Raw genomic sequence first — 25,357 nt, forward strand, 5'->3', positions numbered from 1 at the left:
AACAAATGAAAAAGATACTAATATTAATAGGAATATTGTCTATCACTTTTGGATGTACGGATGACAACCTTACAAGCATGAACGTGGACACTAAAAATCCAACCGCTGTTCCCGCAGGTGCACTACTTGGTAATGCAGAAAAAAACCTGATTGATCAAATGGTAAATACAAATGTTAACAGCAACGTCTTTAGACTATTTGTTCAACAATGGACCGAAACAACTTACCTAGACGAATCTAGATATGACATATTACAAAGAAATGTACCAGACAATCACTGGAGAACACTTTACAGAGATGTATTGAGAGACCTTAAAGAAGCTTCAGCAATTGTTAGTGCAGAACCTTTAAACGCAGACCCTTTGAAAGCGGCAATAGAACTAAAAGTAAAAAACAACAAACTAGCTATAATTGAACTTTTAAACGTTTACACTTATAGCGTTTTAGTTGATACTTTTGGAAACATTCCATATACACAAGCATTACAATCAGATAAGTTTCCATCACCAACTTATGATGATGCACAAACTATTTATGCCGACTTATTCATTAGGTTAGACGCTGCTCTTCTTAAATTAGATTCTGCTAATAAAAGTTTTGGCGATCAAGATTTTATTTACCAAGGAAATGTTGCCAAATGGGAAAAATTTGCTAATTCTCTTAAATTAAAAATGGCAATTACAGTTGCAGATGTTGCTGAATTAAATCCAAAATCAAAAGCAGAAGCCGCTATTGCCGCAGGTGTATTTACAGCAAGTACAGACAATGCTACATTACAATATTTAGAAACAAGTCCAAATACAAATCCTTTGTATGAAGATTTAGTTATCAGCGGTAGATACGATTTCGTAGCTGCAGATACTTTTGTTGATAGACTAAATACTTTAAACGATCCAAGGAGACAATATTTCTATATTGATATTGAGGGAGTTTATATTGGTTGTCCTTATGCAGAAGGAGGTGATTTTGAGAATTTCTCATCAGCAGGAGACCCAACAGGCGGACCAACTACAAGACTACTTGAACCAACTTTAGAAGGAATACTTTTAGATTATACTGAAGTACAATTTTACTTGGCCGAAGCTACTGAAAGAGGATACACAACAGGTGGAACTGCTAAATCATTTTATGACAATGCAGTTACTTCGTCAATTGTTTATTGGGGAGGTACCGTATCTGATGCTACAACTTACTTAACAAATGACGCTCCTTATACGGGTGGTGTTAACTGGAAAAAAGAAATTGGAACTCAAGCATCTATTGCGTTCTATAATCGAGGGTTTGAAGCATGGACTTCATACAGAAAATTAGATTTCCCTGTATTGGATGCTCCTGCAAATGCTGCAACTGCAGCTGAAGGAGTAGTTCCAAGACGTTTTACATATCCTGTAAACGAACAAACTTTAAACAAAGCAAACTATAGTACAGCTGCAACTGCTATTGGTGGAGACAAATTAAAAACTAAATTATTTTGGGATAAAAACTAATAATTACTATAATTATATTTCAAAACCACCAGCCCAGCTGGTGGTTTTTTTTATACAAACCTTTTACTTAACTTTGCGCCATGGAAAAAGAACATCAAATATTTGGGATTAGAGCAATAATTGAAGCCATACAAGCGGGCGCAACAGTAGATAAAGTCTATATTCAGAAGGAAGCGAGTAGCGAACTGATGAAAGACTTGATGAAAGTGATGAAACGTGGTAATATCAATTTTTCTTATGTTCCTGTTGAAAAACTAAACCGACTGACTCCCAATAATCACCAAGGCGCAGTTGCGACTATCTCTCCTATTTCCTTTTTTGATTTGGAAAGCTTAATTGAAACTGTTATTGATAACGGTAAGAAACCGTTGTTTTTAATTTTAGATCAAATATCAGATGCGCGTAATTTTGGTGCTATTATCAGAACAGCAGAATGTACGGGTGTAAATGGAATTATTGTTCAGAAAGCAGGATCGGCTCCAGTGAATGGAGATACTGTAAAGACTTCGGCAGGTGCGGTATTTAATATTCCAATTTGTAAAGTAGAACACATAAAAGATGCTATTTTCCTTTTGCAAGCCAGTGGAATCAAAACTGTTGCTGCTACCGAAAAAACAGATCAAAATATATACGACATTTCATTGAATGAACCTGTAGCAATTATTATGGGATCTGAAGATCGAGGTGTAAATCCCTCAGTACTAAAAATAGTTGACGAGAAGGCTAAATTACCAATGTTTGGAACAATAGGCTCTCTAAACGTTTCAGTGGCTTGTGGCGCGTTTTTATACGAAGCAGTTCGTCAGAGATCATAGACTTCTTAGATTTTTAGATTAAAAAAAATGAATCAAGACTCCAGTTTTGATTCATTTTTTTCGTTTATATCTTCTTTGTTTTCAATAAAATCATAAACTACATTTGAATTCGACAGAAAAAAAGGATTGATTTCAGAGGGAGTTTCATCAATAATCTCAGGTTTTGGCGGATTGACAAAATTGCCATTTTCATCAAAGCGCTGCATGAATTTATCTTCTGACGGATCATAATCTGAGCGCTCCCAATCGTATTTTATTACTTTTTTGAATTCTGGCTTTTTGTATAAAAAAGTGAGTACAAAGCCTGCAATTAAACCGGACAAATGCCCTTCCCAAGAAATGGTTTCATCAACTTTAGGAAAAACATACCAAACCGTTCCACCATAAAGTACTACAACAGTGAGAGACAAAGCTACCAATCGATAATATTGGGTTTGGATCCCTTTGAAAAAAATAAAAGAAACCAATACATAAATTAAACTACTGGCGCCAATATGGTAATTTTCTCTTCCGATAATCCAAGTCAGTGTTCCTGAAATTAAAATTCCATATACTATTATTCCTAATGCTTCTTGACTATAAAAAAAGAACAAAGCAGCCAATAGCACTAGTAATGGAATCGAATTATTATAAAGGTGTTCAATATTGGAATGAATAAATGGACTGAAAACAATCCCTTGCATTCCCGAAAAAGTCCTTGGTAAAATTCCGTTATCGTCGAAATCAAAACCAAAACGAATTTCCAACCAGTAAATAAACCACAGGAATAACACAAAAAAAAGTGGCACTCCTATTACAGCATTGGTAAATTTAAAATGATTCTCTTCCATTATTTAGACCTCTTGGATTGTTGCATTTCTTGGATTATTAGACCCTACAGATTGCTATTCTCTTAAACAATTGATTTTTAAAAAATAAAGCAAAAATGTATCCAAAAGCAATTTAGTGCTATTTTGTCATATAAAATAAAATTTATTATGAAAACGGCTGCCCTAGCCCAGATGGAAACGGCATCCTTTTCTTAAGGTGATTTTTCTTCACCTTAAGAAAAGATACAGTGTACAGCTGGAAATAGCTCCTGAAAAATATACTTATAAAAACTGAAAATTGTGTAATTTTGCAACATGGAAGCACCACTCGCAGAACGCATACGCCCACAAAAACTAGAAGATTATATCAGTCAATCGCATTTAGTAGGACCCAACGGCTCGTTGACACAACAAATAGCAAAAGGGATCATTCCGTCGTTAATTTTCTGGGGACCTCCTGGAACGGGCAAAACTACTTTGGCACAGATTATTGCTCAGGAGTCTAAACGTCCTTTTTATATCTTAAGTGCTATTAATTCGGGGGTTAAAGACATTCGGGATGTAATTGAAAAAGCAAAACAAAGTGGCGGCTTATTTACAACCAAAAACCCTATTTTGTTTATTGATGAAATTCATCGTTTTAGCAAATCACAACAAGATTCATTGTTGGCTGCTGTCGAGAAAGGCTGGATTACGCTTATAGGCGCTACTACCGAAAATCCCAGTTTTGAAGTGATCCCCGCTTTGTTGTCTCGCTGTCAGGTATATATTCTAAATGCATTTACCAAAGCAGATCTCGAACATTTACTGCAAAGAGCGATAAAAACAGATGCTCATTTGGCTTCAAAAAAGATTGAATTGCGAGAAACGGAAGCATTATTGCGACTTTCGGGAGGTGATGGGCGTAAGCTATTGAATATTTTTGAACTAGTCGTAAACGCTTCGGCTGAAGACGAAGTTTTGATTACCAATGATCGTGTTTTTGAATTGGTTCAACAAAATACCGTTTTGTATGACAAAAGTGGCGAACAACATTATGACATTGTTTCGGCTTTTATAAAATCGATTCGAGGAAGTGATCCCAATGGTGCAGTTTATTGGTTGGCACGAATGATTGAAGGTGGCGAGGATGTAAAATTTATTGCCCGAAGAATGCTGATTTTATCTAGTGAAGATATTGGGAATGCCAATCCAACTGCTTTTATCATGGCCAATAATGCTTTTCAGGCCGTTTCTACTATTGGTTATCCCGAAAGCCGAATTATTTTGAGTCAGTGCGCTATTTATCTTGCCACATCTCCCAAAAGCAATGCTTCGTATTTGGCGATTGGAATGGCTCAACAATTAGTAAAACAAACTGGAGATTTACCTGTACCTATTCATTTGCGCAATGCTCCAACCAAGTTAATGAAGGAATTGGGATATGGCGAAGACTATAAATACTCTCATGATTATGCCAATAATTTTGCCGAGCAAGAATTTTTACCAGAAGCTTTGAGCAATACCCCTATTTATATTCCCGGGACTAATTCTAGAGAAAACACAACTCGTGAATTCTTAAAAAATCGTTGGAAAGATAAATACGGGTACTAGCTTTTATATTTTAAAATATTAATTACAAAATCAATTAAAACTTCACGGTAATTTTCTCTGACATTAAAGTATCTTTTTCATAATATTCAAAAAACCATTGATTATCTTTAAGAATCATAACTCCTTGTGTATTTTCTTTGGAAGCTATATAAATCGATGGGTTTGTGGTTTTATAGGCTTTCATAACTACTTTTGGAGTAGTATCCACTAATTGAAATCCGTTTTTGATAGGCTGTGCAAATAATACTGTCCCGTCTGGTTCCGCACTAGTATTTGGCACATTTACAGCTACAGCAGTTGTTAAAGGAATTGTTGAAATTGGTGCAATTGCAGGAGAAGCGATAACAGCATTTTTGCTTTTTTCACTTGCTTCATTATATTTATATTGCAAAGCATAAATAGATTCAAATGCTTGATTTAAAGCTTCTTTATAAGCTAATTCAAAATCTTTCTCTCTACTTTTTCCCATTTCAGATTTGAAGACAACTTTTCCGCTACAATCTTTAAAAGTAACAAAAAGCTTAGTTACCATAAATCCGCTATCTTTAGATACATCAATATACAAAAGACTACATCTGTCGTTATACTGATCTGGAATAACTTCATTGGAATAAAAAGCAACAAAACCAGCTTTTTGCAAATCGAATTTGGTCAATGTTTGGAGTCGATACTGATTTTCTATTTTAAGAAAATCATATCTTACTGGAATAATAACTGCTGCATAATCATTTACCGATTGAGAAAAAGAAAAACTTGAAACGAATATTAACAATAATAGGATTTTAGTTTTCATAATTTATAAATATTTTTTTAGTTCTAATAAATGTGTTACTTGTTTGATATTTTTTTCTACTTTAATTTTTTTGTCATTAAAAAAAATGGCGTCCAATCCTGAATCTAGCGCTCCTTGAACATCGGCTTCCAGACAATCTCCAATCATAATACTATTTTCTTTTTTGGCTTGAGCCAAATTAAGAGCATATTCAAAAATAATAGGATTTGGTTTCTTAACACCAGCCATCTCTGAATTGGTTATCGTTTTGAAAAAACCTGCAATATTTGAATTGTTGATTTTTTTGTATTGCACATCGGCAAAACCATTGGTAATGATATGCAATTTATATTTTTTTTCAAGATATTCCAGCACTTCAATTGTACCATCAAACAAGCGATTATTCTCGGGCAATAACTGAATATAATCATGAGCAATGTTTTCTATTTGTTCATCAGAAACAAAATATTCCAAAGCGTCAAAAGTATGTTTGAGACGATTATACCTTAATTCGGCATGAGTTATTTTATCATACTGGTATAATTTCCAACAGGCTTGGTTGATAGGAACGTATTTCTCTATAAAATCGGTTATTTGAATTGTGGGATGGTCTTTCTTGAAAATTGTCTCAAAAGCTAATTCTGAATTGACATCAAAATCCCAAAGTGTATGATCTAAGTCAAAAAATATATCCGTTATTTTAGTAGAAAACATGTAATCTAAATTATTTAAAAATTCGTTTATCAAAAGGAAAATCAGCTTGTTCCGTAATTTTAATTTTATAAAAATCTGTATGATAGGGATTAATCAAAAAATTAAAATCTCCTTTGACTACTGCTGAAGGTACTTTCAGGACACAAGCCTCATTTCTCTTTATAAAATCATCACCCAAAAGAGGTGTTTCAAAGGTACAAGGAAAAACATTCCAATCTATATTTACTTTATCAAGATCTAAAATTTCAATGAAAATAGCATCTGGAATATCAATTGTCAACATTACAAAATCATTTGGTAAAGTTGCCAATGAAAGATGAACTAAAACTTCTGCCATAGCCAAAGCCCTATTTTGGGCACAATAAATGATCTCTGTCCCTTTTGAATTCCAGCGTGCTCCCGAAATTGAAGCTCCCTTTCCGGACAATTCAATAGGATATTTTTTGCGTGCTAATCGAAAGACTTCCATTACACAAAAATCCCTTGATCAATTTTATTCAATTCATTCACCACCATTTCTTTACCATAAGAATCTCTGAGCAATTCTATAGGTTGTAGATTTCCAAGAGCGAAGGACGGCGTATTAAGCCATAAATAAAACTGTGTTTCGGTATCAAAAACGGCATTTCCTAAAGAAGTTACTTCAGCCAATTCTAATATTTTTTCGGATTGTAACGGTTTGAAAATAAAATCTTCTTTGATTTTATTTCTTTGAAGTGATTTTGTTGAAATTCCTAAAAAAGAAGCCCAATCCTCTTCGTTAAAAGGAGTTATTTCCTTAATTAAATTAAAAAGTTCATACGGAATTCCTTCGCGAATAGCATGAATAATTAACATTCTATTCTTCAAAAATTCATCGTAAGTAATATTCTTATTCAGAAGCTTATACCCTCTCTCCTGCTCTACTCTATTGACTAACACTCTAACAGCTTTATCAATTGCTCCTCTTGGTTTTAACTTTATCGCTTCCATAAAAAATACATTTGTCTACAAATATAAGACAAATGTCTGCATTAGACAAATTCTTTAAAATATTCCTTCATCTACAAAACTATAATAACCCGTTTCTGTAATGATTATATGGTCTAAAACAGGAATGTCTAATTGTTGTCCGGCAGTTTTAATCTTTTTGGTTATTTGAATATCGGCATCACTAGCTTGCAATTTTCCGGAAGGGTGATTGTGTACCAAAATGATCGCAGTCGCATTTTGTTCAAATGCCAATTTAAAAACAATTCGAATATCAACCATTGTCCCAGTCATTCCGCCTTTGCTCAATTGCGTCTTAAAAAGTATTTTATTAGAATTATTCAAAAACAAAACCCAAAATTCTTCATGAGGCAACTCCCCTATTATGGGCTGCATGAGATCGAAAACTGTTTTACTGGACGTTATTTTCGTCAACTCGATAACATCTTCATTTCTTCTACGTCTTCCCAATTCCATTGCTGCAATTATCGAGATGGCTTTGGCCTCACCAATACCTTTAAAATTCATTAACTGTGCAATAGATAATTTGCCTAAAGCATTCAAATTATGATCAACACTTGCCAAAATACGTTTACTCAAATCCACAGCCGATTCGTTCCGACTGCCAGATCCAATTAATATTGCAATTAATTCAGCATCACTCAAAACACTTTTGCCTTTGAGCATTAGTTTTTCTCTAGGTTTATCGTCTTCTGACCAGTTAGTAATCGGGAAAAATAAAGTTTCGGACATAGGCTTATTTTCTAAATTTGTTTTCTCATGCAAATACTATTCTCTAAACCCACATAAGGTTCATAATTATCAACAATTGTGTATCCAACTTTTTGATACAAACTAATAGCTTCTTGCTGTTTATACAAGGTTTCTAAAATTGAAACTGAAAAGTCTAATTGCTTTGCCCAGAGCTCTAATTTCTGCAATACTTTTTGAGCTAAACCCAATCCACGAGCTTCGGAAGCAACAAACATCCTTTTTATTTCAATTGTGTTATGGTCATATTTCTTGAAACAACCACAAGCAACCGGTTTTTCGTCCAAATAAATTACTACTACATTCTTGTTCAACTCTATGATATTGTTTCCCCAATAATTGGTCTTCAATTCAGGGTAACGATCCCACAAATACGCATCAAATGTCTTTATCAACGATAAAAAATCAGGGTTTTCACTGGTCGTTTTTACAATTTTTATTTTTGAATCCATATAATCTATAATCTTTGTTAGGCTAATATATTTAAAAAAAGAGAAAAATCATACAATAAAATTCAATTCTTATTTTGATAATGATTAAATTTAAATCAAAAAAGATGAAATCAATATCTATAATATTAATCGCAATTTCATTTTTGGCTTGTAGCCAAAAAGAAAAAAATACAATTCTAGTAGAGAATACCGCTACAATAGCTAAAACTTTTGAAGACAAATTAGCTGCAGCAGCAATCTCAATAGTTGATCCAACAATAGATTATGATCCGTCTTATTTTTCGATAAAGTACCCGAATGGTGATATTCCAAAAAACAAAGGGGTTTGTACCGATGTAATTATTCGTGCCTATCGAAAACTTGAAATTGATTTACAAAAGGACGTCCACGAAGATATGAAAGCAAATTTTTCTATATATCCAAATTTAAAAAAATGGGGAATGACAAAAACAGACACCAATATCGACCATAGAAGAGTTCCCAATTTAGAAGTTTTCTTTGAAAGAAAAGGGATAAAATTAGCGATTTCAGAAAATGCAAAAGATTATAAAAGTGGAGAAATAGTGACTTGGATAATTAACGGAAAGCTACCTCACATTGGCATCATTACTAACAAAAAATCAAACGATGGAAAGCGAAACCTAATTGTCCATAATATTGGAAACGGGCAGGTATTAGAAGATTGTTTGTTTAGGTATAAAATTGTTGGCCATTTTAAATATGTAAAATAAAAAAGTGCCAATTACGATTTCGTTATTGGCACATTATACATTCTATATAACAATTCCTTATGCTATCAATCCTTTCACCTCATCAAAATTCAATCCCCCATAATTACCGGAACTCATCAATAATAAAGCTGAATTTTCTAGATTTAGATTAAACAAATAGTCTTTGAAATCTTTGGGATTGGTATAAATGATTAAATCTTCTCTATTGAATGCTTTTGAAATTTGCTCATAGGTAACTTCTTCCAATTGTTTGATTTTAACCGCATCTGGCGAATAGAAAACAACGGCAACATCTGCGTATTCCAATGCGCCTTCGTATTCTTTTAAAAACTCGGCATTCAAACTGCTGTAGGTGTGCAATTCCAAACAAGCTACAACAGTACGATTTGGATACTGTTCTTTCACCGCTTTGGTAGTCGCGGCCACTTTACTTGGTGAATGGGCAAAATCTTTGTAAGCTACTTTGGTTTTGCTTTCGGCAATTTTTTCCAAACGTTTGGACGCCCCTTTGAAACTGGCAATCGCTTCATAAAATTCGGCCTCATCGACACCCATATTTTGACAAATCCATTTGGCTCCAGCCAAATTATTAAGGTTATGAGCTCCAAATACTTCAATAGGCATAGGGCCTTCTGGAGTTTCCAGTAATGTTACACCATCACTTACTGAATATTTTGGTGTATGATAGGCTAATTTACGTATTGGATTAGTCGCTTTTTCAGCCACACGTTTTACTTCAGCATCGTCTTCATTGTAAACTAGAATCCCTCCGTTTGTAATTTTATCAATAAAAATTTCAAACTGCTCTACGTAAAAATCATAGGTTGGAAAAACATTTATGTGATCCCATGCAATACCAGAGATCAAAGCGATATTAGGTTGGTACAAATGAAATTTTGGTCTTCTGTCTATTGGTGAAGACAAATATTCATCACCTTCTAGAACCATAAAGTCATTTTCTTCGGTAAGATGTACCATTGTATCAAAACCTTCTAGCTGTGCTCCTACCATATAATCGACTTCGATATTGTGATAATGCATCACGTGCAAAATCATCGAAGTTATGGTCGTTTTACCGTGAGAACCACCAATAACCACACGCGTTTTATTTTTTGATTGTTCGTATAAAAACTCTGGATAGGAGTAAATTTTAAGACCCAATTCTTGCGCTTTTAAGAGTTCTGGATTGTCTGCTTTGGCGTGCATCCCCAAGATAACGGCTTCAATATCAGCAGTTATTTTTCCAGGAAACCATCCCAACTCGGCTGGTAGAATGCCCTTTTTATCCAATCTCGATTTTGACGGTTCGAATATAGCATCATCACTTCCCGTAACTTGATATCCTTTGTTGTGTAATGCCAATGCTAGGTTGTGCATTGCGCTTCCGCCTATGGCAATGAAATGTACTAGCCCCCTAGCCCCCGAAGGGGGAACTCCTAAGTTTGTAGATTTTGTATTTGTAGATTCCATATGATTTATAAAATTTTTGTATAGTTTTTTTATTTATTAAGCTAAGAATTCCCCCTTCGGGGGTTAGGGGGGCTAGACTGATTTATTGTTTTCTATTTTTATATTCTTCCCAAAGGGCATTGGACTTTTCGGGTTGTTTCATTTTGTTTTTATACAAATCGGCCAACTTTTGGTAACACAATTTAGACCCACCAATTAAGACAGCTCTTTTGTATTGTTGTTCGGCTTGTCCATATCTTTTAAAATATTCCTCAATATGGCCTCGGGATAAATACCCATCAACAGGAGACAATTCGCGCAACTCTGTTGAATATTTTATGGCTTTGGATTCGCTTCCGCCAACAATTCCTGGCAATTGCAGATTCAGTTCAATTAATGCCCATCGTGCTTCTAAATGTTTTGGGTTTAGTATTATGGCTTTTTCAAAAGAAGAACGAACTTCGCTAATCATTCCCAATGCCTTAAATTTACTAACTTCCAAAGATTTCATTCCCAATGCGCCTCCATATTTGTAATAATAATTGGCTTCTGTAGGCTTTAATGTTTTTAGTTTTTTATAATACCCAATACTTTTGTCCCAAGATTTTTCCTGACCTGCAATATCTCCTAAATACTCAATAGTTTTCAGATGATTTGGATTGCTTTTTAAATAAGTTTCAAACAAGGGCTGTGCTTGATTATAATTTCCATCAAGGAACAATTTTTCGCCTTTTTCGAAATTGGTTTGCCCTAAAATAAGTAGTGGAAATAACAAAAATATAATCAATGCCTTTTTCATTCCCCAAAAATAAGAAAATGTGGCAAGTATCATTTCGTTTTAAGTAAAAATTAGTATTCTAAATGAACAATCTTATTAAAATAAAACAACTTTAACAGCTCAACAAGTCGACGGTTTTTTTTATATATAAATAATACTGAGAACACATTGACATAACATAACGGTCTTACTTTCGTAAAAACTAAAAATGAAAAGACGAAGAAAAATTCCACTGGTTGTTATAAGTGATGTTCATTTAGGCACTTACGGATGCCATGCCAAAGAATTACTGCAGTATTTAAAATCAATCAATCCGCAAACATTGGTTTTAAATGGAGATATTGTCGATATGTGGAGTTTCACCAAAAGCTATTTCCCAGCTGCCCACATGAATGTATTGAGACAAATCATAAAAATGTCAAATCTAGGTACCCGCGTCATATATATAACAGGAAACCACGATGAAGCATTACGTAAATACTCCGATTTTATATTGGGAAATTTCGAGTTGCTTGACAAAGTTATTTTAGATTTAGACGGAAAAAAAACGTGGATATTTCACGGAGATGTTTTTGATTCCTCTACTCAAGGCTATGCCAAAATTTTAGCCAAACTTGGAGGGAAAGGCTATGATTTACTGATTTTAATCAACAGTCTAATTAATTGGTTTTTGGAACTTTTGGGCAAAGAAAAAAGAAGCTACTCCAAAATGATTAAGGACAGCGTGAAGAAGGCTGTTTCTTTTATCTCCAATTTTGAAACTACTGCTGCTGAAATTGCAATCCAAAAAAAATACAGTTACGTAGTTTGTGGTCATATTCACAAACCCCAAATGAAAGAAATTGAAAATGAACACGGAAAAGTATTATACTTGAATAGTGGTGACTGGATAGAAAATCTCACTGCTTTAGAATACAAAAAACAAAAATGGAGCCTTTATCATTATAAAAAAGAACATTACAAAGACACTGATAGCCCAGAAGAAAAAGTGGTTAATGATATTGTCAACAAAATTCTTTCCTAAAAAACCAAATCAGAAAAAATGAAAATATTCTATGCTATTCAAGCAACCGGTAATGGACACATCAGCAGAGCCGTACAATTATATCCTTACCTGCAAAAATTTGGCGAAGTTGATTTTTTTCTCAGTGGTAACAATGCCAGTTTAGATATTAATTTACCTATAAAATTCAAAAGTGAAGGATGCAGTTTGCATTACAGTAAATGTGGCGGATTGAATTATTGGGATATTGCCAAAAATATCAAACCAAGGCAAATGTATAAAGATGCCGATGCTTTGCCACTAAAAAACTACGATGTCGTCATCAATGATTTTGACTCAATTACTTCATTGGCCTGCAAATTGCAAAAGGTACATTCGATACAATTTGGTCATCAAGCCAGTTTTATATCTCCCAATACACCCAGACCCGACAAGAAAAGCATAATGGGCGAAATGATTCTCAAACATTATGCACCATCTCCAAAAAACATTGGTTTGCATTTTGACAAATACGATGATTTTATTTATCCTCCCATCATCAAAGATGAAATCCTAAATGCCGAACCTAAGAATGCAGGACACATCACTGTTTATTTACCCTCCTTTCAAAAGGATTGCCTCGAAAAAGCGTTCAACAAACTCCCAAATTTAAAGTTTCATTGGTTTTTGAATGATGTAAAAACCAAACATACCCTAAAAAATGTAACGTATTATCCAGTAAATCAAGACTACTTCAATAAAAGTCTTATAAAATGCGAAGGCATTATCACTGGCGGAGGATTTGAAACACCTGCTGAAGCTTTATATCTTGGCAAAAAAATTCTCTCTATTCCAATCAGGAAACATTATGAACAAGAATGCAATGCGGCGGCACTTAAGAAACTAGGTGTTCCTGTTCTGTATGATGTGGGCGATGATTTTGATTTAATAATCGAAAATTGGCTTGATTCACCTATAAAATATCCAACCATGAAAGCGAATAACATAAATGAAACACTACAGTTTTTATTTGATACGTATCACGAATAACTAAAAATAAAGAGCCGTCCCATTACAAAAATGAGACGGCTCTAAATAAAAAAAATAAATATTATTAAAGCTCTCTAAATCTCTAACCTTTGTCAAAGTTTAAAACTTTGACAAAGGTACTAGACAAAATTATATGGCTTTCTTGATTTTTGATTTAATATTAAAGTTTCACCAAAACCCTAAAAAATTGCTATTATTTAATAATAGTCATTTCTTCAATGATATTATGAGCACCTGCATATTTGTCAATAATCCAAAGTACAAAACGAATATCAAGATTAATGGTGCGTTGTAATTTTTTGTCAAAAATAACATCACCCGCCATAGCTTCGATATTTCCATCAAACGCTACACCGATTAATTCTCCTTTACCATTCAATACTGGAGAACCTGAATTTCCACCAGTAATATCATTATCGGTTAAGAAATTTACTGGCATATATCCTGATTTGTCTGCATATTGACCAAAATCTTTGGCTTTGTTCAGTTCTAATAAACGTGCTGGCAAATCAAATTCAGCATCTCCTGCTTTATACTTATTGACCATACCAGTCATAGTTGTATAATTATTCACTTTGGCATCATTGCGTTTATCAGCAGGCAAAGAACGCACTTTTCCGTATGTCAATCGTAATGTTGAGTTGGCATCAGGATATTGAATGGTATTCAATTTAGATTCTCTTAAACCTTCTACTAAATTGCGGTATGCGATAGCAAAATCATCATCCGCTTTTAATTGATCAGCTGTTTTAGCTCTAATTTTTGTAATCAAATCATTTGAAATCTCATACAAAGGATCCACAACAATCATCCCTGGTTTTGGATCTTTCATAAAGGCTTCAACTGTTTCTTTAGTTGCAAAAATACTTCCAGAGATTGCTTTATCTACATCGATTGTAAAATCACCATTATTAGTAGTTTTCATTTTTTCAATAACTGGAGCTAATCCATATTCTGAAGCTTTTGCTGCATATAAATTTAACTGAGCCGTTAAAACTTCTTTTTCCAAAGGAGCATAAAACTCACCATAGTAGTTATCGATCAAACTATTAATCTTTGGGAGCAATTCGGATCTTTTTGCTTCATTTTCATTATAATACCCAATCAATGCATTTCCTAAAACGGCTGGACCAGCACCATAAGTAGTAGTTCTCATTAATTGAGAAAGATAATTATCATGGCGAGATTTCAAATTTGTTTTGGCATAATAGTCATTTATGGTAGCAATAACATTTCCATATTTTGCTGCATTCTCTGGCTTATTTGCCCAAGTATTGAATTTGGTTTCTTCTTTTGATTTTGTGGCAACAGTTTGAGCTTTAGTCAAAGCATCAATCATACCTTGACGATTTTTCCAATAATTGGCAGTAGAAGCATATTTAGAAGCATATTTCAAGTTTACACCCGCATCTTTGCTCATATACTTTTTCATATTATCCATTCCTGTTTTGGCTCCTTCAACCCACGCAGGATATGCATAACCAATGTTCTGAGCTATTCCTCCAGATGGCATCCAACGATTAGTTCTTCCTGGATAACCTAGAATCATTGCATAATCATTTTCTTTTAGCCCTTTGATATTTACAGGTAAATAGTGTTTTGGTTGTAATGGCACATTATCTTTAGAATATTCAGCTGGATTTCCATCTTTATCAGCATATACTCTGAACATAGAAAAATCGGCAGTATGACGAGGCCATTCCCAATTGTCTGTGTCTCCACCAAATTTCCCAAGACTTTCTGTTGGTGTCCCCACTAAACGAACGTCTTTATAATCTTGGTATACAAAATAGTAATATTCATTTCCTTGAAAGAAAGGACGAACAGAAACGGTGTATTTTCCTCCTTCATTATTTTCTTTTTCGATTAAAGCAATTTCTTGTTGAATTGTTTTATTACGTTCTGCTTCGGTCATTTTATCATTTACTTTAGATAAAATTCTTTTGGAAACGTCATCCATACGGACAAAGAAACGAACGTATAAAGATTTTGGTTTTAGTTCTTCGCTTTTACTTTTAGCCCAAAATCCATTTTTTAAGTAATTTTGCTCTTCCGTTGATAACTCTGCAATAGCATCATACCCGCAGTGATGATTGGTCAATACTAAACCTTCTTTTGAAACAATTTCGGCAGTACAACCTCCATTAAATTGTACTACAGCATCTTTCAAACTATGATGATTGATGCTGTAAATTTCTTCGGCTGTCAATTGCAAGCCCATTTTTTCCATATCTCTATGGTTCAATCTTTCGATAAACATCAAAAACCACATTCCTTCATCGGCTCTTACAGGAAAAGTCATTAGACACATGGTTAAGAATAATACAATTTTTTTCATAAATATATTTTTTTGATTAAATGTGTAGCGTCTTTTCAATTACTTTTTCAATAATTTGAGTCACACCACTTCACATCTGAATATTTTTTTAAGTAATGCGAATATAATCATTTTGACAATCTTATTAAAACTTTGCCAATATAAACACAATCAAGCACTACTTAATTAACCAAATTTTAAGAATTGTTCAAAACAAAAAAAAAGGCACTCCATTGCTAGAATACCTTTTTATCTTTAATTATGATAACTATTAGTCGTTCAACATTTTCCATAATTTATCTTTCAATTCGGTCAAACCTTGTTGGGCTACCGATGAAATAAACATATAAGGAACGTCTTTGAAAGCAACGTCTAATTCTGTTTTTAATTCGGCTTTTAATTCATCATCGAGCATATCACATTTTGAAATGACCAACAAACGTTCTTTATCAAGCATTTCTGGATTGTACTTTGTCAATTCATTAACCAAAATATCATATTCTTCTTTGATATTTGGAGTATCTACTGGAACTAAAAACAACAAAGTCGAATTACGCTCAATATGACGCAAGAAATAATGGCCTAATCCTTTTCCTTCGGCTGCACCTTCGATAATTCCAGGAATATCGGCAATTACAAATGATTGAAAATCTCTATAGGCTACAATTCCTAGATTGGGTTTTAAAGTTGTAAATGGATAATCGGCAATTTTTGGCTTTGCAGAAGTTAGTACCGACAATAAAGTTGATTTCCCTGCATTAGGAAAACCTACCAATCCTACATCGGCCAATACTTTGAGTTCCAAAATTACATCCATTTCTACCCCTGGCAAACCCGGTTGGGAGTATCTTGGAGTTTGATTGGTGGAACTTCTAAAGTGCCAGTTTCCTAATCCTCCTTTACCTCCGCGAGAAAGAATTTGTTTCTCACCATCCTCGGTAATTTCAAAAAGGGTTTCACCTGTTTCTTTGTCTTTCACGACAGTCCCCAACGGAACTTCAATGTATTTATCTTCTCCATCGGCACCAGTACTTCGGTCTCCTCCTCCATCTCCTCCGTGTCCCGCTTTGATATGACGTGCAAATTTCAAGTGAAATAGAGTCCAAAGTCCTTTGTTTCCTACTAGATAAACATGTCCTCCTCGTCCACCATCACCTCCGTCTGGTCCACCTTTCTCAATAAATTTTTCTCTATGCAAATGCGTAGATCCCTTTCCTCCTTTTCCTGAAGAAACATAAATTTTTACGTAATCTACAAAATTCCCTTCTGTCATTTTTTTTTATTTAAAGTTTAAAGTTTAAAAGTTTAAAGTTTAGTTGACCTCCAATTAAACTTTAAACACTCAAACTTTTAAACCAATTTTTTTAACCTTTTAAGGCTTTAACCAATACTTTATCAATCTTCACGCCATCCATGTCGATGACTTCTAACTCAAATTTATGCCAAATCAAAATCTCTCCTTCTTTTGGTATACGAGATAATTCGGTCATTATTAATCCGCTTACGGTGGTTACCTCGTAATCATTTATCAAATCATCCAATTCGAAATAAGTCAAGAAATCGTGTAACGAATAATGCCCGTCTACCATCCAAGTCCCATCTTCTCTTTCTATTAATTGAAAATCATCTTTATAAAAATCGGATGCATTACCCACAAGGGCCTCAAGAATATCATTCAAAGTAATCACTCCTTGAAAAACGCCATATTCATCTGAAACCAATGCATAATGAATTCCTGTATTTTTAAACTGTTCCAATGCTTTATAGGCAGTGGTTTGCTCCATCATAAAAGGAGCTTCGGTCATAATTTCGGCCAAATTAAAACTTTCGTTTTCAAAATGAGCGAAGATATTTTTTAGATTCACAACTCCAACAATATCATCATGATTATCTCCATAAACGGGATAAATAGAATGCAATTCTTTGAGCATAAATTCCTTTACTTTATTTTTATCTGCGTGTAAAGGCAAAAGCATAACGGATTTCCTATGGGTCATCAATGAATTGATTTTTCGGTCTCCAATATGAAAAACACGTTCTACTATATCTTGTTCAATTTCTTGAACTTCTCCCCCTTCGGTTCCTTCTTTGATGATGGCTTTGATCTCTTCTTCGGTTACTTTTCCATCAGCAGTAGGTTTTATTCTCAAAATATCTAATAAAAAATCTGTCGAGTTAGTTAGCAACCATATAAAAGGAGCCGTAATTATCGAAACAACTTTCATTGGTAACGCTACTGATTTTGCAATTGCTTCTGGATGGTTTAAACCAATTCTTTTTGGCAATAACTCTCCCAAAACTAAGGAAAAAAACGTTAATACAACAACAACAATCCCGACAGCAATGGAATGTGCAAATGGAATTAATATGGCAAATCCTTTTACAAATACTTCTACATCTGCTGTAATTTTGTCCCCACTGTAAATACCGGTAAGTATTCCAATTAGTGTTATTCCAATTTGTACAGTTGAAAGAAACTTATTAGGCGAATTGGCCAAATCCAAAGCAATTTGCGCGCTTTTGTTTCCTTTTTTTGCTGCGGTTTCCAATCTGTTTTTTCTGGCCGAAATCAATGCGATTTCAGACATAGAGAAAACCCCATTTAAGAGTATTAGAAAAAATATTATTACTATTTCCAATGTTATATTTTTTGTTTAAAAAGTTTAAAGTTTAAGGTTTAAAGTTAGTACGACATTTCATCGCATTAACTTTAAACCTTAAACTTTCAAACAATTAATTATAATCCTTTATAAATTATCAATAACTGCTGTCAATCTTTCTGTAATTTCTTGAATAGTTCCGATTCCGTTTACAGCGTGAAATTTATTTTGTTCTTTATAATACCCCATCAATGGAGCTGTTTTTTCGTTGTACTCTTGGTAACGATTTCTAATTTTTTCTTCGTCTTGATCATCAACTCTACCGCTAGTTTTCCCTCTTTCTAATAATCTTTCTACCAAGATATTATCATCCGCTTCAAGTGCTACTGTTGCTGTTACACTTGAACCAATTGTTGGCAAAAATGCGTCCAATGCTTCAGCTTGAGCAATTGTTCGTGGGTAACCATCAAATAAAATTCCATTAGAATCCAAATGTTTGTTTACCTCATCAATAAGCATTTTGGTAGTCAACTCGTCTGGAACTAAATCTCCAGCATTCATATATACTCTTGCTTCTTTGCCTAATGGAGTGTCATTTTTCAAATTGTAACGAAAAACATCTCCGGTTGAAATGTGTGTTAATTTGTATTTTTCTTTTAAAAATTCTGCCTGAGTTCCTTTTCCTGCTCCTGGCTTACCAAATAAAACTATATTGATCATTCTTTTTTATATATGATTTTTACTCTTTTTTACTCTTTTAATTGATATACTTCTGGTAAATTCCTGCCCAAACCATCGTAATCCAAACCATAACCAACGATAAATTTATTTGGAATTCGAATGCCTATATAATCAATTTTTAAGTCTTTTTTGAAAGCATCCGGTTTAAAGAACAATGTTGCAATTTTAAAATGCTTTACATTTTGGCTTTTAAATAATTTTTTTAATTCTTCCAAGGTGTTTCCTGTGTCGACAATATCTTCAATAATTACGACAGTACGCCCTGTTAGATCTTGGTTCAATCCAATTAACTGCTTTACCGATTCGGTGGATGATGTCCCCTCGTATGAAGCTAATTTAATAAAAGAAACTTCGCAAGGTTTCTTATATAATTTCAAAAAATCCGAAACTACCATAAAAGAACCATTCAAGACTCCTATAAAAATTGGTGTTTCATCAAAAAAATCATCTTCTATTTGCGCTACCATTTTCTCAATAGCAAAGTTTATCTCTTTGGCCGAAATAAACGGAACAAATTGTTTATCGTGTAGTTGTATCAAAGTTCTAAGTTTTAAAATATTTCGCAAAGATAGGGATTTCACTTTTGACAATTGTCAATTGATTTGTACTTTTAAACCAAAAACACTTACGATGACCTCTGAATTCCAAAAAAAATTAAATAATGTAACAGGACATCGGGCCAACCGACAAAAATATGCCGATGAAGTACTCCATAATCCCGAGCTTTTCCCTGAGTTAATTCGACTGTGTTTTCAAGTTTCAGACAAAAATGCATCAAAAGCCTTTTGGATTTTAGAATTTGTTTGTTACCAAAAACTGGAATGGCTTACCACTCATTTGGATTTTTTTTGTTCCAATTTAAAAAACATAAAAGAAGAAAGTGCCATACGACCAGCAGCAAAAATTTGTCAACTTTTAGTAAATTCTCATTTTAAAAAAAAGGAGATGCCGCTTTCTGAAAAAAATTTGGAAGAAATCATAGAAAGTTCTTTTGACTGGCTGATTAATGACATAAAAGTAGCTCCAAAAGCGTATTCGATGCGTACTTTATATCTATTGGGACAACATTATGATTGGATTCATCCCGAATTAAAAACCATTATCGCCAAAGATTTCTCTAATCATACTGCGGCGTATAAAGCAGTCGCCAAAGAAGTTTTGAAGAAAATAAAATAGCGTTTTACTAATCAATTAGGAAAAAGTATCTTTGTACCCGCTAGGCAATATGCCCAACAGACAAAGTAAAATTACAATCACAATGAATTATTTTTCATCTTCTTTTAAATTAGGCATCCTTGGTGGCGGACAATTAGGCAAAATGCTTTTGTTTGACACCCGAAAATTCGATATCCAAACTTATGTCCTTGATCCTAGTGATGAAGCGCCCTGCAAAATAGCGTGCAATCAATTTTTTCAAGGGGACTTGATGGATTTTGAAACGGTTTATAATTTCGGGAAGCAAGTAGATGTTTTGACTTTTGAAATTGAATTGGTCAATCTTGAAGCTTTAGAAAAATTGGAAAATGAAGGAACAAAAGTGTATCCTTCGCCAAAAACCCTGAAACTGATTCAGAACAAAGGAATTCAGAAAGAATTTTATATTCAAAATAATATACCAACAGCTCCTTTCAAACGTTATGCAACTTTAAAAGACTTGGTTGTTGATTTAGTAGATTCGAATATTGAACTTCCTTTTGTATGGAAATGTACCGAATTTGGATACGATGGGAATGGTGTAAAAGTCATCAGACAAACAGCAGATTTAGAAAATTTACCAAATGTGGAGTGTATTGCAGAAACGATGGTGCCTTTCAAAAATGAATTGGCCGTAATCGTTTGTCGCAATCCGCAAGGAGAAATAAAAACGTATCCGGTTGTTGAAATGGAGTTTCATCCTGAGGCCAACCAAGTGGAATATGTAATTTGTCCTGCTCGAATTGATGATAAAGTAGCCGAAAAAGCAAGAGCAATTGCTTTGAATGTTTCGCAGCAATTCAATCATGTTGGTCTGTTGGCAGTAGAAATGTTTCAAACCGAAGATGATGAAATCTTAGTAAACGAAGTGGCTCCTCGCCCTCATAACTCTGGTCATTACTCGATTGAAGCCAGTTATACTTCGCAATTTGAAAACCATTTGCGTGCGATTCTGGATTTGCCCCTGGGAAACACAGAGAGTAAAGTAGCCGGAATTATGGTTAATCTTTCTGGAGCAGAAGGATTTTCTGGAGACGTCGTTTACGAAAACATAGAGAAAATATTAGGCTGGAATGGTGTTACGCCACATATTTATGGCAAGAAACAAACGCGTCCCTTTAGAAAAATGGGTCACGTAACTATTGTCAATGAAGACATAAATATAGCTAGAAAAATAGCTGAAGATGTAAAGAATACGATAAGAGTGATATGCCCCCCAACCCCCGAAGGGGGAATTTAAACTCTCACAAATTAAAAACCTTTAACTAAAAACCTACCCACCTCCTAGTAGGAATTCCCCCTTCGGGGGTTAGGGGGCTTATTATGAAAGTAGCCATAATCATGGGAAGCATTTCGGACATGCCTGTAATGCAAGATGCCATAGACATTTTAAAAGAATTTGATATAGCGGTAGAAGTCGATATTGTTTCGGCACACAGAACACCTGAAAAATTATTTGATTTTAGTAAAAACGCACATACTCGCGGAATTTCGGTAATTATTGCCGGAGCTGGAGGTGCGGCGCATTTACCAGGTATGGTAGCCTCGATGTCTCCACTACCTGTCATCGGAGTTCCTGTAAAATCTAGCAATTCTATCGATGGTTGGGATAGCGTGTTATCTATTTTACAAATGCCTGGAGGAGTTCCCGTTGCTACTGTAGCCTTAAATGGCGCCAAAAATGCTGGAATTCTAGCGGCTCAAATTATTGGAAGTGCCAACGCAACTATTTTGGATAAAATTATTTTATACAAAGAAAGTTTAAAAGAAGCCGTTTACAAATCTTCTGCAACCTTAAATAAATAAAAAAAGCTCCTTAAAAAAAGGAGCTTTTTTGATATTGTAAACTCTAAATCTGGGGAAATTTAGTATTATCAATATAATTTTAATATTTAGTTTCTTTCGATTTGGGATCAAAAAGAGCTTTTAATTTCGAAGTAATTAATTTTTGTGTGAATTAATTACTCGACAAAAGTACATAAAAAATCGATTAAATGCACTATAATCGTAAAAATTAATGTTTTTTTCTTAATTAAAAATCGTAATTAACTAATAGCTAGTTCTTTACAATAATACAAATAAAAATCATGAATATATTACTTCAAAAATTTATTACAAAACTAGACACTGCACCATTTTCTAAAATAAGAAACGAAGATTACCTCCCTGCTTTTCAAGAAGGTATCGTTTTGGCAAAAGCCGAAATAGATTTCATTGTTAACAATCCTGAAAACCCTAATTTTCAAAATACAATTGAAGCTTTATCTTTTAGCGGAGATACTTTGGATCGAATTTCAAGTATTTTTTTTAATCTAAATTCTGCTGAAACAAGTGACGAAATGCAAAAAATAGCGCAAGACGTTTCTCCTTTGCTTTCTGAGTTTGGAAATGACGTTCGTTTGAACGCTGCTTTATTTGCCAAAGTAAAAACCGTTTATGACCAAAGAGAATCTTTAAACTTAAATCCAGAGCAAATAACGCTTTTGGACAAACAATATAAAAGTTTTTCTAGAAATGGTGCTAATTTACCTGAAAACAAAAAAAATCAGTTACGAGAAATTGACAAAGAGTTATCTAAACTGAGCTTGCAGTTTGGTGAAAATGTTTTGGCTGAAACCAATGCTTTCGAATTGCACCTTACTGATGAAAATGATTTAGCGGGTTTACCGGAAGGCACTATCGAAGCCGCTCGTTCTTTGGCGAAAGCCCAAGAAAAGGAAGGCTGGATTTTTACCTTAGATCATCCAAGTTACATTCCGTTTGTGACGTATGCAGATAATCGCGAATTGCGCAAAAAAATGGCTATTGCTTTTGGTGCCAGATGTTTTCAAAATAACGAATTTGACAATCAAGAAATTGTTTTAAAAATTGCCAAACTGCGTTTTGAAAGAGCCAATCTTTTAGGTTATAAAACTCACGCCCATTTTGTTTTGGAAGAACGCATGGCCGAAAGCCCTGAGAAAGTGCTGTCTTTTTCGAATGATTTATTGGCCAAAGCCAAACCAGCTGCACAAAAAGAATTTGATCAATTATCGGCTTTCGCTAAAGAATTAGATGGTATCGAACAGCTTGAAAAATGGGACGGTGCTTATTATTCAGAGAAATTGAAACAGCAATTATTCAATTTAGATGACGAGAAATTGAAACCGTATTTTCAATTAGAGAAAGTATTGAACGGTGCTTTCACCATTGCCGAAAAACTATATGGATTAACTTTTACCGAAATTTTCGATATCGATAAATACCATGAAGAAGTAACTACCTATGAAGTAACAGACAAAAACAACGAATTAGTTGCTGTTTTTTATGCCGATTTCTTCCCAAGAAAAGGAAAACGAAATGGCGCTTGGATGACTTCCTTCAAATCACAATATATTAAAGATGGCATAAACGAAAGACCACACATTTCGAATGTGTGCAACTTTACAAAACCTACCGAAACCAAACCATCGCTTTTGACATTTAACGAAGTGACCACTTTATTTCACGAATTTGGTCACGGATTGCACGGAATGTTAGCCAATACCACCTACCCAAATCTTTCAGGAACATCTGTATATTGGGACTTTGTGGAACTACCAAGTCAGATTATGGAAAACTGGTGTTACGAGCCAGAAGCTTTGGCTTTGTTTGCACACCATTATGAAACTGGAGAAGTAATACCGCAAGAATATGTTCAAAAAATCAAAGAAAGCGCTAGTTTTCAAGAAGGTTTAGCTACGATGCGCCAAATGAGTTTTGGATTGTTGGATATGGCTTGGCACGGACAAGACCCAACCAATATTGTAGATATCAAAGCGTTTGAAACCGAGCAATTTGCTTCGACACAATTGTATCCTGATGTTAAGGAAAATGCGATGAGTACTGCCTTTTCACATATTTTTCAAGGAGGATATTCTTCAGGTTATTACAGTTACAAATGGGCCGAAGTATTAGATGCAGATGCTTTTGATTATTTCTTAGAAGAAGGGATATTCAATACAGAAGTCGCCGAAAAGTTCAAAGAAAATGTACTTTCAAAAGGAGGAACAGAACATCCGATGATTTTATACAAACGTTTTAGAGGACAAGAACCAAAACCAGATGCTTTGTTGAAAAGAGCGGGGTTATTATAGACTTTTAGTTTTTAGAAATAGTAGAAACCGAAGTAGCAATGCTTCGGTTTTTTTTATGGAATAAAAAGCAATAACAACCACCAAACTATCGGAATACTTTCCACCCAAAATGAAGTATAGTATTTAGACCGTTGTTCATTGGCGAAAGCCAAGGCAATCGCAATAGCAAAAATCAATGGTAATGAAAAAGATTGAATACTTGTATTGAAATTGATATTGATATTGATATTAAAAAGCTCCAATCCACAAAAAACAACCAACAAAACAAATCCAAGTATTTTGGTATTCTTCACTCCTATTTGTTGAGGAACGGTTCTTAAATTGGAGTTGTCATGCCGCAAATCGATAATTTCGAATATAAGAATCAAAACGAAAATCAAGATAAATCGCTGAATTGATAGTATTCCGATGCTTATTGTTGGCGCAACTGCAGCATTCAACAAAGGTAAAAACACTGTCGCTCCAACCCAGCAAAATGATACAATGTAAATCTTTACTCCTGCCCAATTTCGGGCGTTTTTTTTATTTGGGAAAAATGGAAGCGTATACAGCAATGTCAGTCCTAGAAAAACCACAGCCACTATTTGAGTAATTCGTTCCAACTTAAAAAAGTAATAACCCACCATTATAAAAGCCCCAAAAGTAAACAGCGTAATCCATCGCAGTTGCTTTCTCATTTTTATCTTCTTGGCTCTTGCCAATTCTTCATATTTCACAAAATTATACCCAACAACGGTGCCCCAAAAAGCAAAATAGCCCATTTCATTTTGTTGTGAAATGTGGAATACCAATTGAGTAATTTGTACCAATGCAAAACAGGACAAACCAACATGTATGCTGCTGTTTATATAAAATTGGAGAATACTTTTTAAAACCTTCATTAAACAAATTTAATCAATTGTTAATAAATCAGCCCATTAGTTGAAAAATCCCTATAAAATCAAGTTAAAAAAGGGCTTTATTAAGAGATTAATATTTATTTTTGCACCACAAAAAAACACAACACTTTTATTTCTAC

General features: G+C 34.1%; 25 protein-coding genes. 10 read left to right on the forward strand and 15 right to left on the reverse strand.

What is annotated here, in order from left to right; translation table 11 throughout:
* The first annotated feature begins 5 nt into the window (after positions 1-5).
* A complete protein-coding gene (locus OZP06_RS04450; protein WP_269223835.1) occupies positions 6-1,487 on the forward strand; it encodes a SusD/RagB family nutrient-binding outer membrane lipoprotein in 1,482 nt (493 codons plus the stop codon).
* A gap of 80 nt (positions 1,488-1,567) precedes the next feature.
* Positions 1,568-2,302 carry a 23S rRNA (guanosine(2251)-2'-O)-methyltransferase RlmB gene (gene rlmB / locus OZP06_RS04455; RefSeq protein ID WP_269223836.1) on the forward strand — a complete coding sequence of 245 codons (735 nt, stop codon included), beginning with the start codon at positions 1,568-1,570 and terminating at the stop codon, positions 2,300-2,302.
* A 32-nt stretch (positions 2,303-2,334) separates the two neighbouring features.
* Here rlmB and OZP06_RS04460 read toward each other — a convergent pair whose 3' ends face one another.
* The gene (locus OZP06_RS04460) at positions 2,335-3,132 is read right to left on the reverse strand and encodes a rhomboid family intramembrane serine protease (RefSeq protein ID WP_269223837.1); all 798 of its coding nucleotides are present in this window, start codon (positions 3,130-3,132) and stop codon (positions 2,335-2,337) included.
* 294 nt (positions 3,133-3,426) lie between these two features.
* Between OZP06_RS04460 and OZP06_RS04465 the strand changes: the two genes are divergently transcribed.
* Positions 3,427-4,704 (forward strand): replication-associated recombination protein A, encoded by a 1,278-nt coding sequence (locus tag OZP06_RS04465; RefSeq protein WP_281324287.1) that lies wholly within the window; start codon positions 3,427-3,429, stop codon positions 4,702-4,704.
* Between the two features lie 34 nt (positions 4,705-4,738).
* Here OZP06_RS04465 and OZP06_RS04470 read toward each other — a convergent pair whose 3' ends face one another.
* The 6 genes from OZP06_RS04470 to OZP06_RS04495 are packed head-to-tail and all read right to left on the reverse strand — an operon-like array spanning position 4,739 to position 8,382.
* On the reverse strand, positions 4,739-5,497 hold the full coding sequence (locus tag OZP06_RS04470) for a hypothetical protein (RefSeq protein WP_269223838.1): 759 nt from the start codon (positions 5,495-5,497) through the stop codon (positions 4,739-4,741).
* A gap of 3 nt (positions 5,498-5,500) precedes the next feature.
* Complete coding sequence (locus tag OZP06_RS04475) at positions 5,501-6,190, reverse strand: YjjG family noncanonical pyrimidine nucleotidase (RefSeq protein WP_281324288.1); 690 nt, start codon at positions 6,188-6,190, stop codon at positions 5,501-5,503.
* A 10-nt stretch (positions 6,191-6,200) separates the two neighbouring features.
* Complete coding sequence (locus OZP06_RS04480; RefSeq protein ID WP_269223839.1) at positions 6,201-6,659, reverse strand: RES family NAD+ phosphorylase; 459 nt, start codon at positions 6,657-6,659, stop codon at positions 6,201-6,203.
* Entirely contained in the window at positions 6,659-7,162 is a 504-nt protein-coding gene (locus tag OZP06_RS04485) for an antitoxin Xre-like helix-turn-helix domain-containing protein (protein ID WP_269223840.1), read from the reverse strand. Before OZP06_RS04485 ends, OZP06_RS04480 begins: the two co-directional genes overlap by 1 nt.
* A 54-nt stretch (positions 7,163-7,216) precedes the next feature.
* The gene (gene radC / locus OZP06_RS04490; protein WP_269223841.1) at positions 7,217-7,912 is read right to left on the reverse strand and encodes a DNA repair protein RadC; all 696 of its coding nucleotides are present in this window, start codon (positions 7,910-7,912) and stop codon (positions 7,217-7,219) included.
* Positions 7,913-7,923: 11 nt separating this feature from the next.
* Positions 7,924-8,382 carry a GNAT family N-acetyltransferase gene (locus OZP06_RS04495; RefSeq protein WP_269223842.1) on the reverse strand — a complete coding sequence of 153 codons (459 nt, stop codon included), beginning with the start codon at positions 8,380-8,382 and terminating at the stop codon, positions 7,924-7,926.
* A 104-nt stretch (positions 8,383-8,486) separates the two neighbouring features.
* Between OZP06_RS04495 and OZP06_RS04500 the strand changes: the two genes are divergently transcribed.
* Positions 8,487-9,113, forward strand: coding sequence for a DUF1287 domain-containing protein (locus OZP06_RS04500; protein ID WP_281324289.1), 627 nt, complete (start codon positions 8,487-8,489; stop codon positions 9,111-9,113).
* Positions 9,114-9,170: 57 nt separating this feature from the next.
* On the opposite strand, the gene OZP06_RS04505 is transcribed toward OZP06_RS04500, so the two are convergent.
* Entirely contained in the window at positions 9,171-10,490 is a 1,320-nt protein-coding gene (locus OZP06_RS04505) for a Mur ligase family protein (protein WP_281324506.1), read from the reverse strand.
* A 175-nt stretch (positions 10,491-10,665) separates the two neighbouring features.
* Positions 10,666-11,394, reverse strand: coding sequence for a hypothetical protein (locus OZP06_RS04510; protein ID WP_269223843.1), 729 nt, complete (start codon positions 11,392-11,394; stop codon positions 10,666-10,668).
* 154 nt (positions 11,395-11,548) lie between these two features.
* On the opposite strand from OZP06_RS04510, the gene OZP06_RS04515 reads away from it, so the two are divergent.
* Both OZP06_RS04515 and OZP06_RS04520 read left to right on the forward strand, forming a co-directional pair.
* Positions 11,549-12,364, forward strand: coding sequence for a UDP-2,3-diacylglucosamine diphosphatase (locus OZP06_RS04515; RefSeq protein WP_281324290.1), 816 nt, complete (start codon positions 11,549-11,551; stop codon positions 12,362-12,364).
* A gap of 18 nt (positions 12,365-12,382) precedes the next feature.
* On the forward strand, positions 12,383-13,372 hold the full coding sequence (locus OZP06_RS04520; protein WP_269223844.1) for a glycosyltransferase family protein: 990 nt from the start codon (positions 12,383-12,385) through the stop codon (positions 13,370-13,372).
* 193 nt (positions 13,373-13,565) lie between these two features.
* On the opposite strand, the gene OZP06_RS04525 is transcribed toward OZP06_RS04520, so the two are convergent.
* The 5 genes from OZP06_RS04525 to hpt form a co-directional block, all read right to left on the reverse strand.
* Positions 13,566-15,710 carry a S46 family peptidase gene (locus tag OZP06_RS04525; protein ID WP_269223845.1) on the reverse strand — a complete coding sequence of 715 codons (2,145 nt, stop codon included), beginning with the start codon at positions 15,708-15,710 and terminating at the stop codon, positions 13,566-13,568.
* 250 nt (positions 15,711-15,960) lie between these two features.
* A complete protein-coding gene (gene obgE / locus OZP06_RS04530) occupies positions 15,961-16,962 on the reverse strand; it encodes a GTPase ObgE (RefSeq protein ID WP_269223846.1) in 1,002 nt (333 codons plus the stop codon).
* 91 nt (positions 16,963-17,053) lie between these two features.
* A complete protein-coding gene (locus OZP06_RS04535) occupies positions 17,054-18,277 on the reverse strand; it encodes a hemolysin family protein (RefSeq protein ID WP_281324291.1) in 1,224 nt (407 codons plus the stop codon).
* 159 nt (positions 18,278-18,436) lie between these two features.
* Positions 18,437-19,009: an adenylate kinase gene (locus tag OZP06_RS04540; RefSeq protein WP_269223848.1), complete on the reverse strand. Its 573-nt coding sequence runs from the start codon at positions 19,007-19,009 to the stop codon at positions 18,437-18,439.
* A gap of 29 nt (positions 19,010-19,038) precedes the next feature.
* Positions 19,039-19,569, reverse strand: coding sequence for a hypoxanthine phosphoribosyltransferase (hpt, locus tag OZP06_RS04545; protein ID WP_269223849.1), 531 nt, complete (start codon positions 19,567-19,569; stop codon positions 19,039-19,041).
* Between the two features lie 91 nt (positions 19,570-19,660).
* Between hpt and OZP06_RS04550 the strand changes: the two genes are divergently transcribed.
* The 4 genes from OZP06_RS04550 to OZP06_RS04565 all read left to right on the forward strand — a co-directional run bounded on the left by OZP06_RS04550 (position 19,661) and on the right by OZP06_RS04565 (position 24,339).
* A complete protein-coding gene (locus OZP06_RS04550) occupies positions 19,661-20,206 on the forward strand; it encodes a hypothetical protein (RefSeq protein ID WP_281238796.1) in 546 nt (181 codons plus the stop codon).
* Positions 20,207-20,288: 82 nt separating this feature from the next.
* Positions 20,289-21,464, forward strand: a complete 1,176-nt coding sequence (locus OZP06_RS04555; RefSeq protein ID WP_269223851.1) for a 5-(carboxyamino)imidazole ribonucleotide synthase — start codon at positions 20,289-20,291, stop codon at positions 21,462-21,464.
* An 80-nt stretch (positions 21,465-21,544) separates the two neighbouring features.
* Positions 21,545-22,030: a 5-(carboxyamino)imidazole ribonucleotide mutase gene (purE, locus tag OZP06_RS04560; RefSeq protein ID WP_269224549.1), complete on the forward strand. Its 486-nt coding sequence runs from the start codon at positions 21,545-21,547 to the stop codon at positions 22,028-22,030.
* Positions 22,031-22,311: 281 nt separating this feature from the next.
* Complete coding sequence (locus tag OZP06_RS04565) at positions 22,312-24,339, forward strand: M3 family metallopeptidase (protein WP_281324292.1); 2,028 nt, start codon at positions 22,312-22,314, stop codon at positions 24,337-24,339.
* Between the two features lie 53 nt (positions 24,340-24,392).
* Here OZP06_RS04565 and OZP06_RS04570 read toward each other — a convergent pair whose 3' ends face one another.
* A complete protein-coding gene (locus tag OZP06_RS04570; protein ID WP_269223852.1) occupies positions 24,393-25,220 on the reverse strand; it encodes a hypothetical protein in 828 nt (275 codons plus the stop codon).
* Between the last annotated feature and the right edge of the window lie 137 nt (positions 25,221-25,357).

Source organism: Flavobacterium sp. IMCC34518 (genome assembly GCF_027111095.2).
GTDB classification, from domain to species: domain Bacteria; phylum Bacteroidota; class Bacteroidia; order Flavobacteriales; family Flavobacteriaceae; genus Flavobacterium; species Flavobacterium praedii.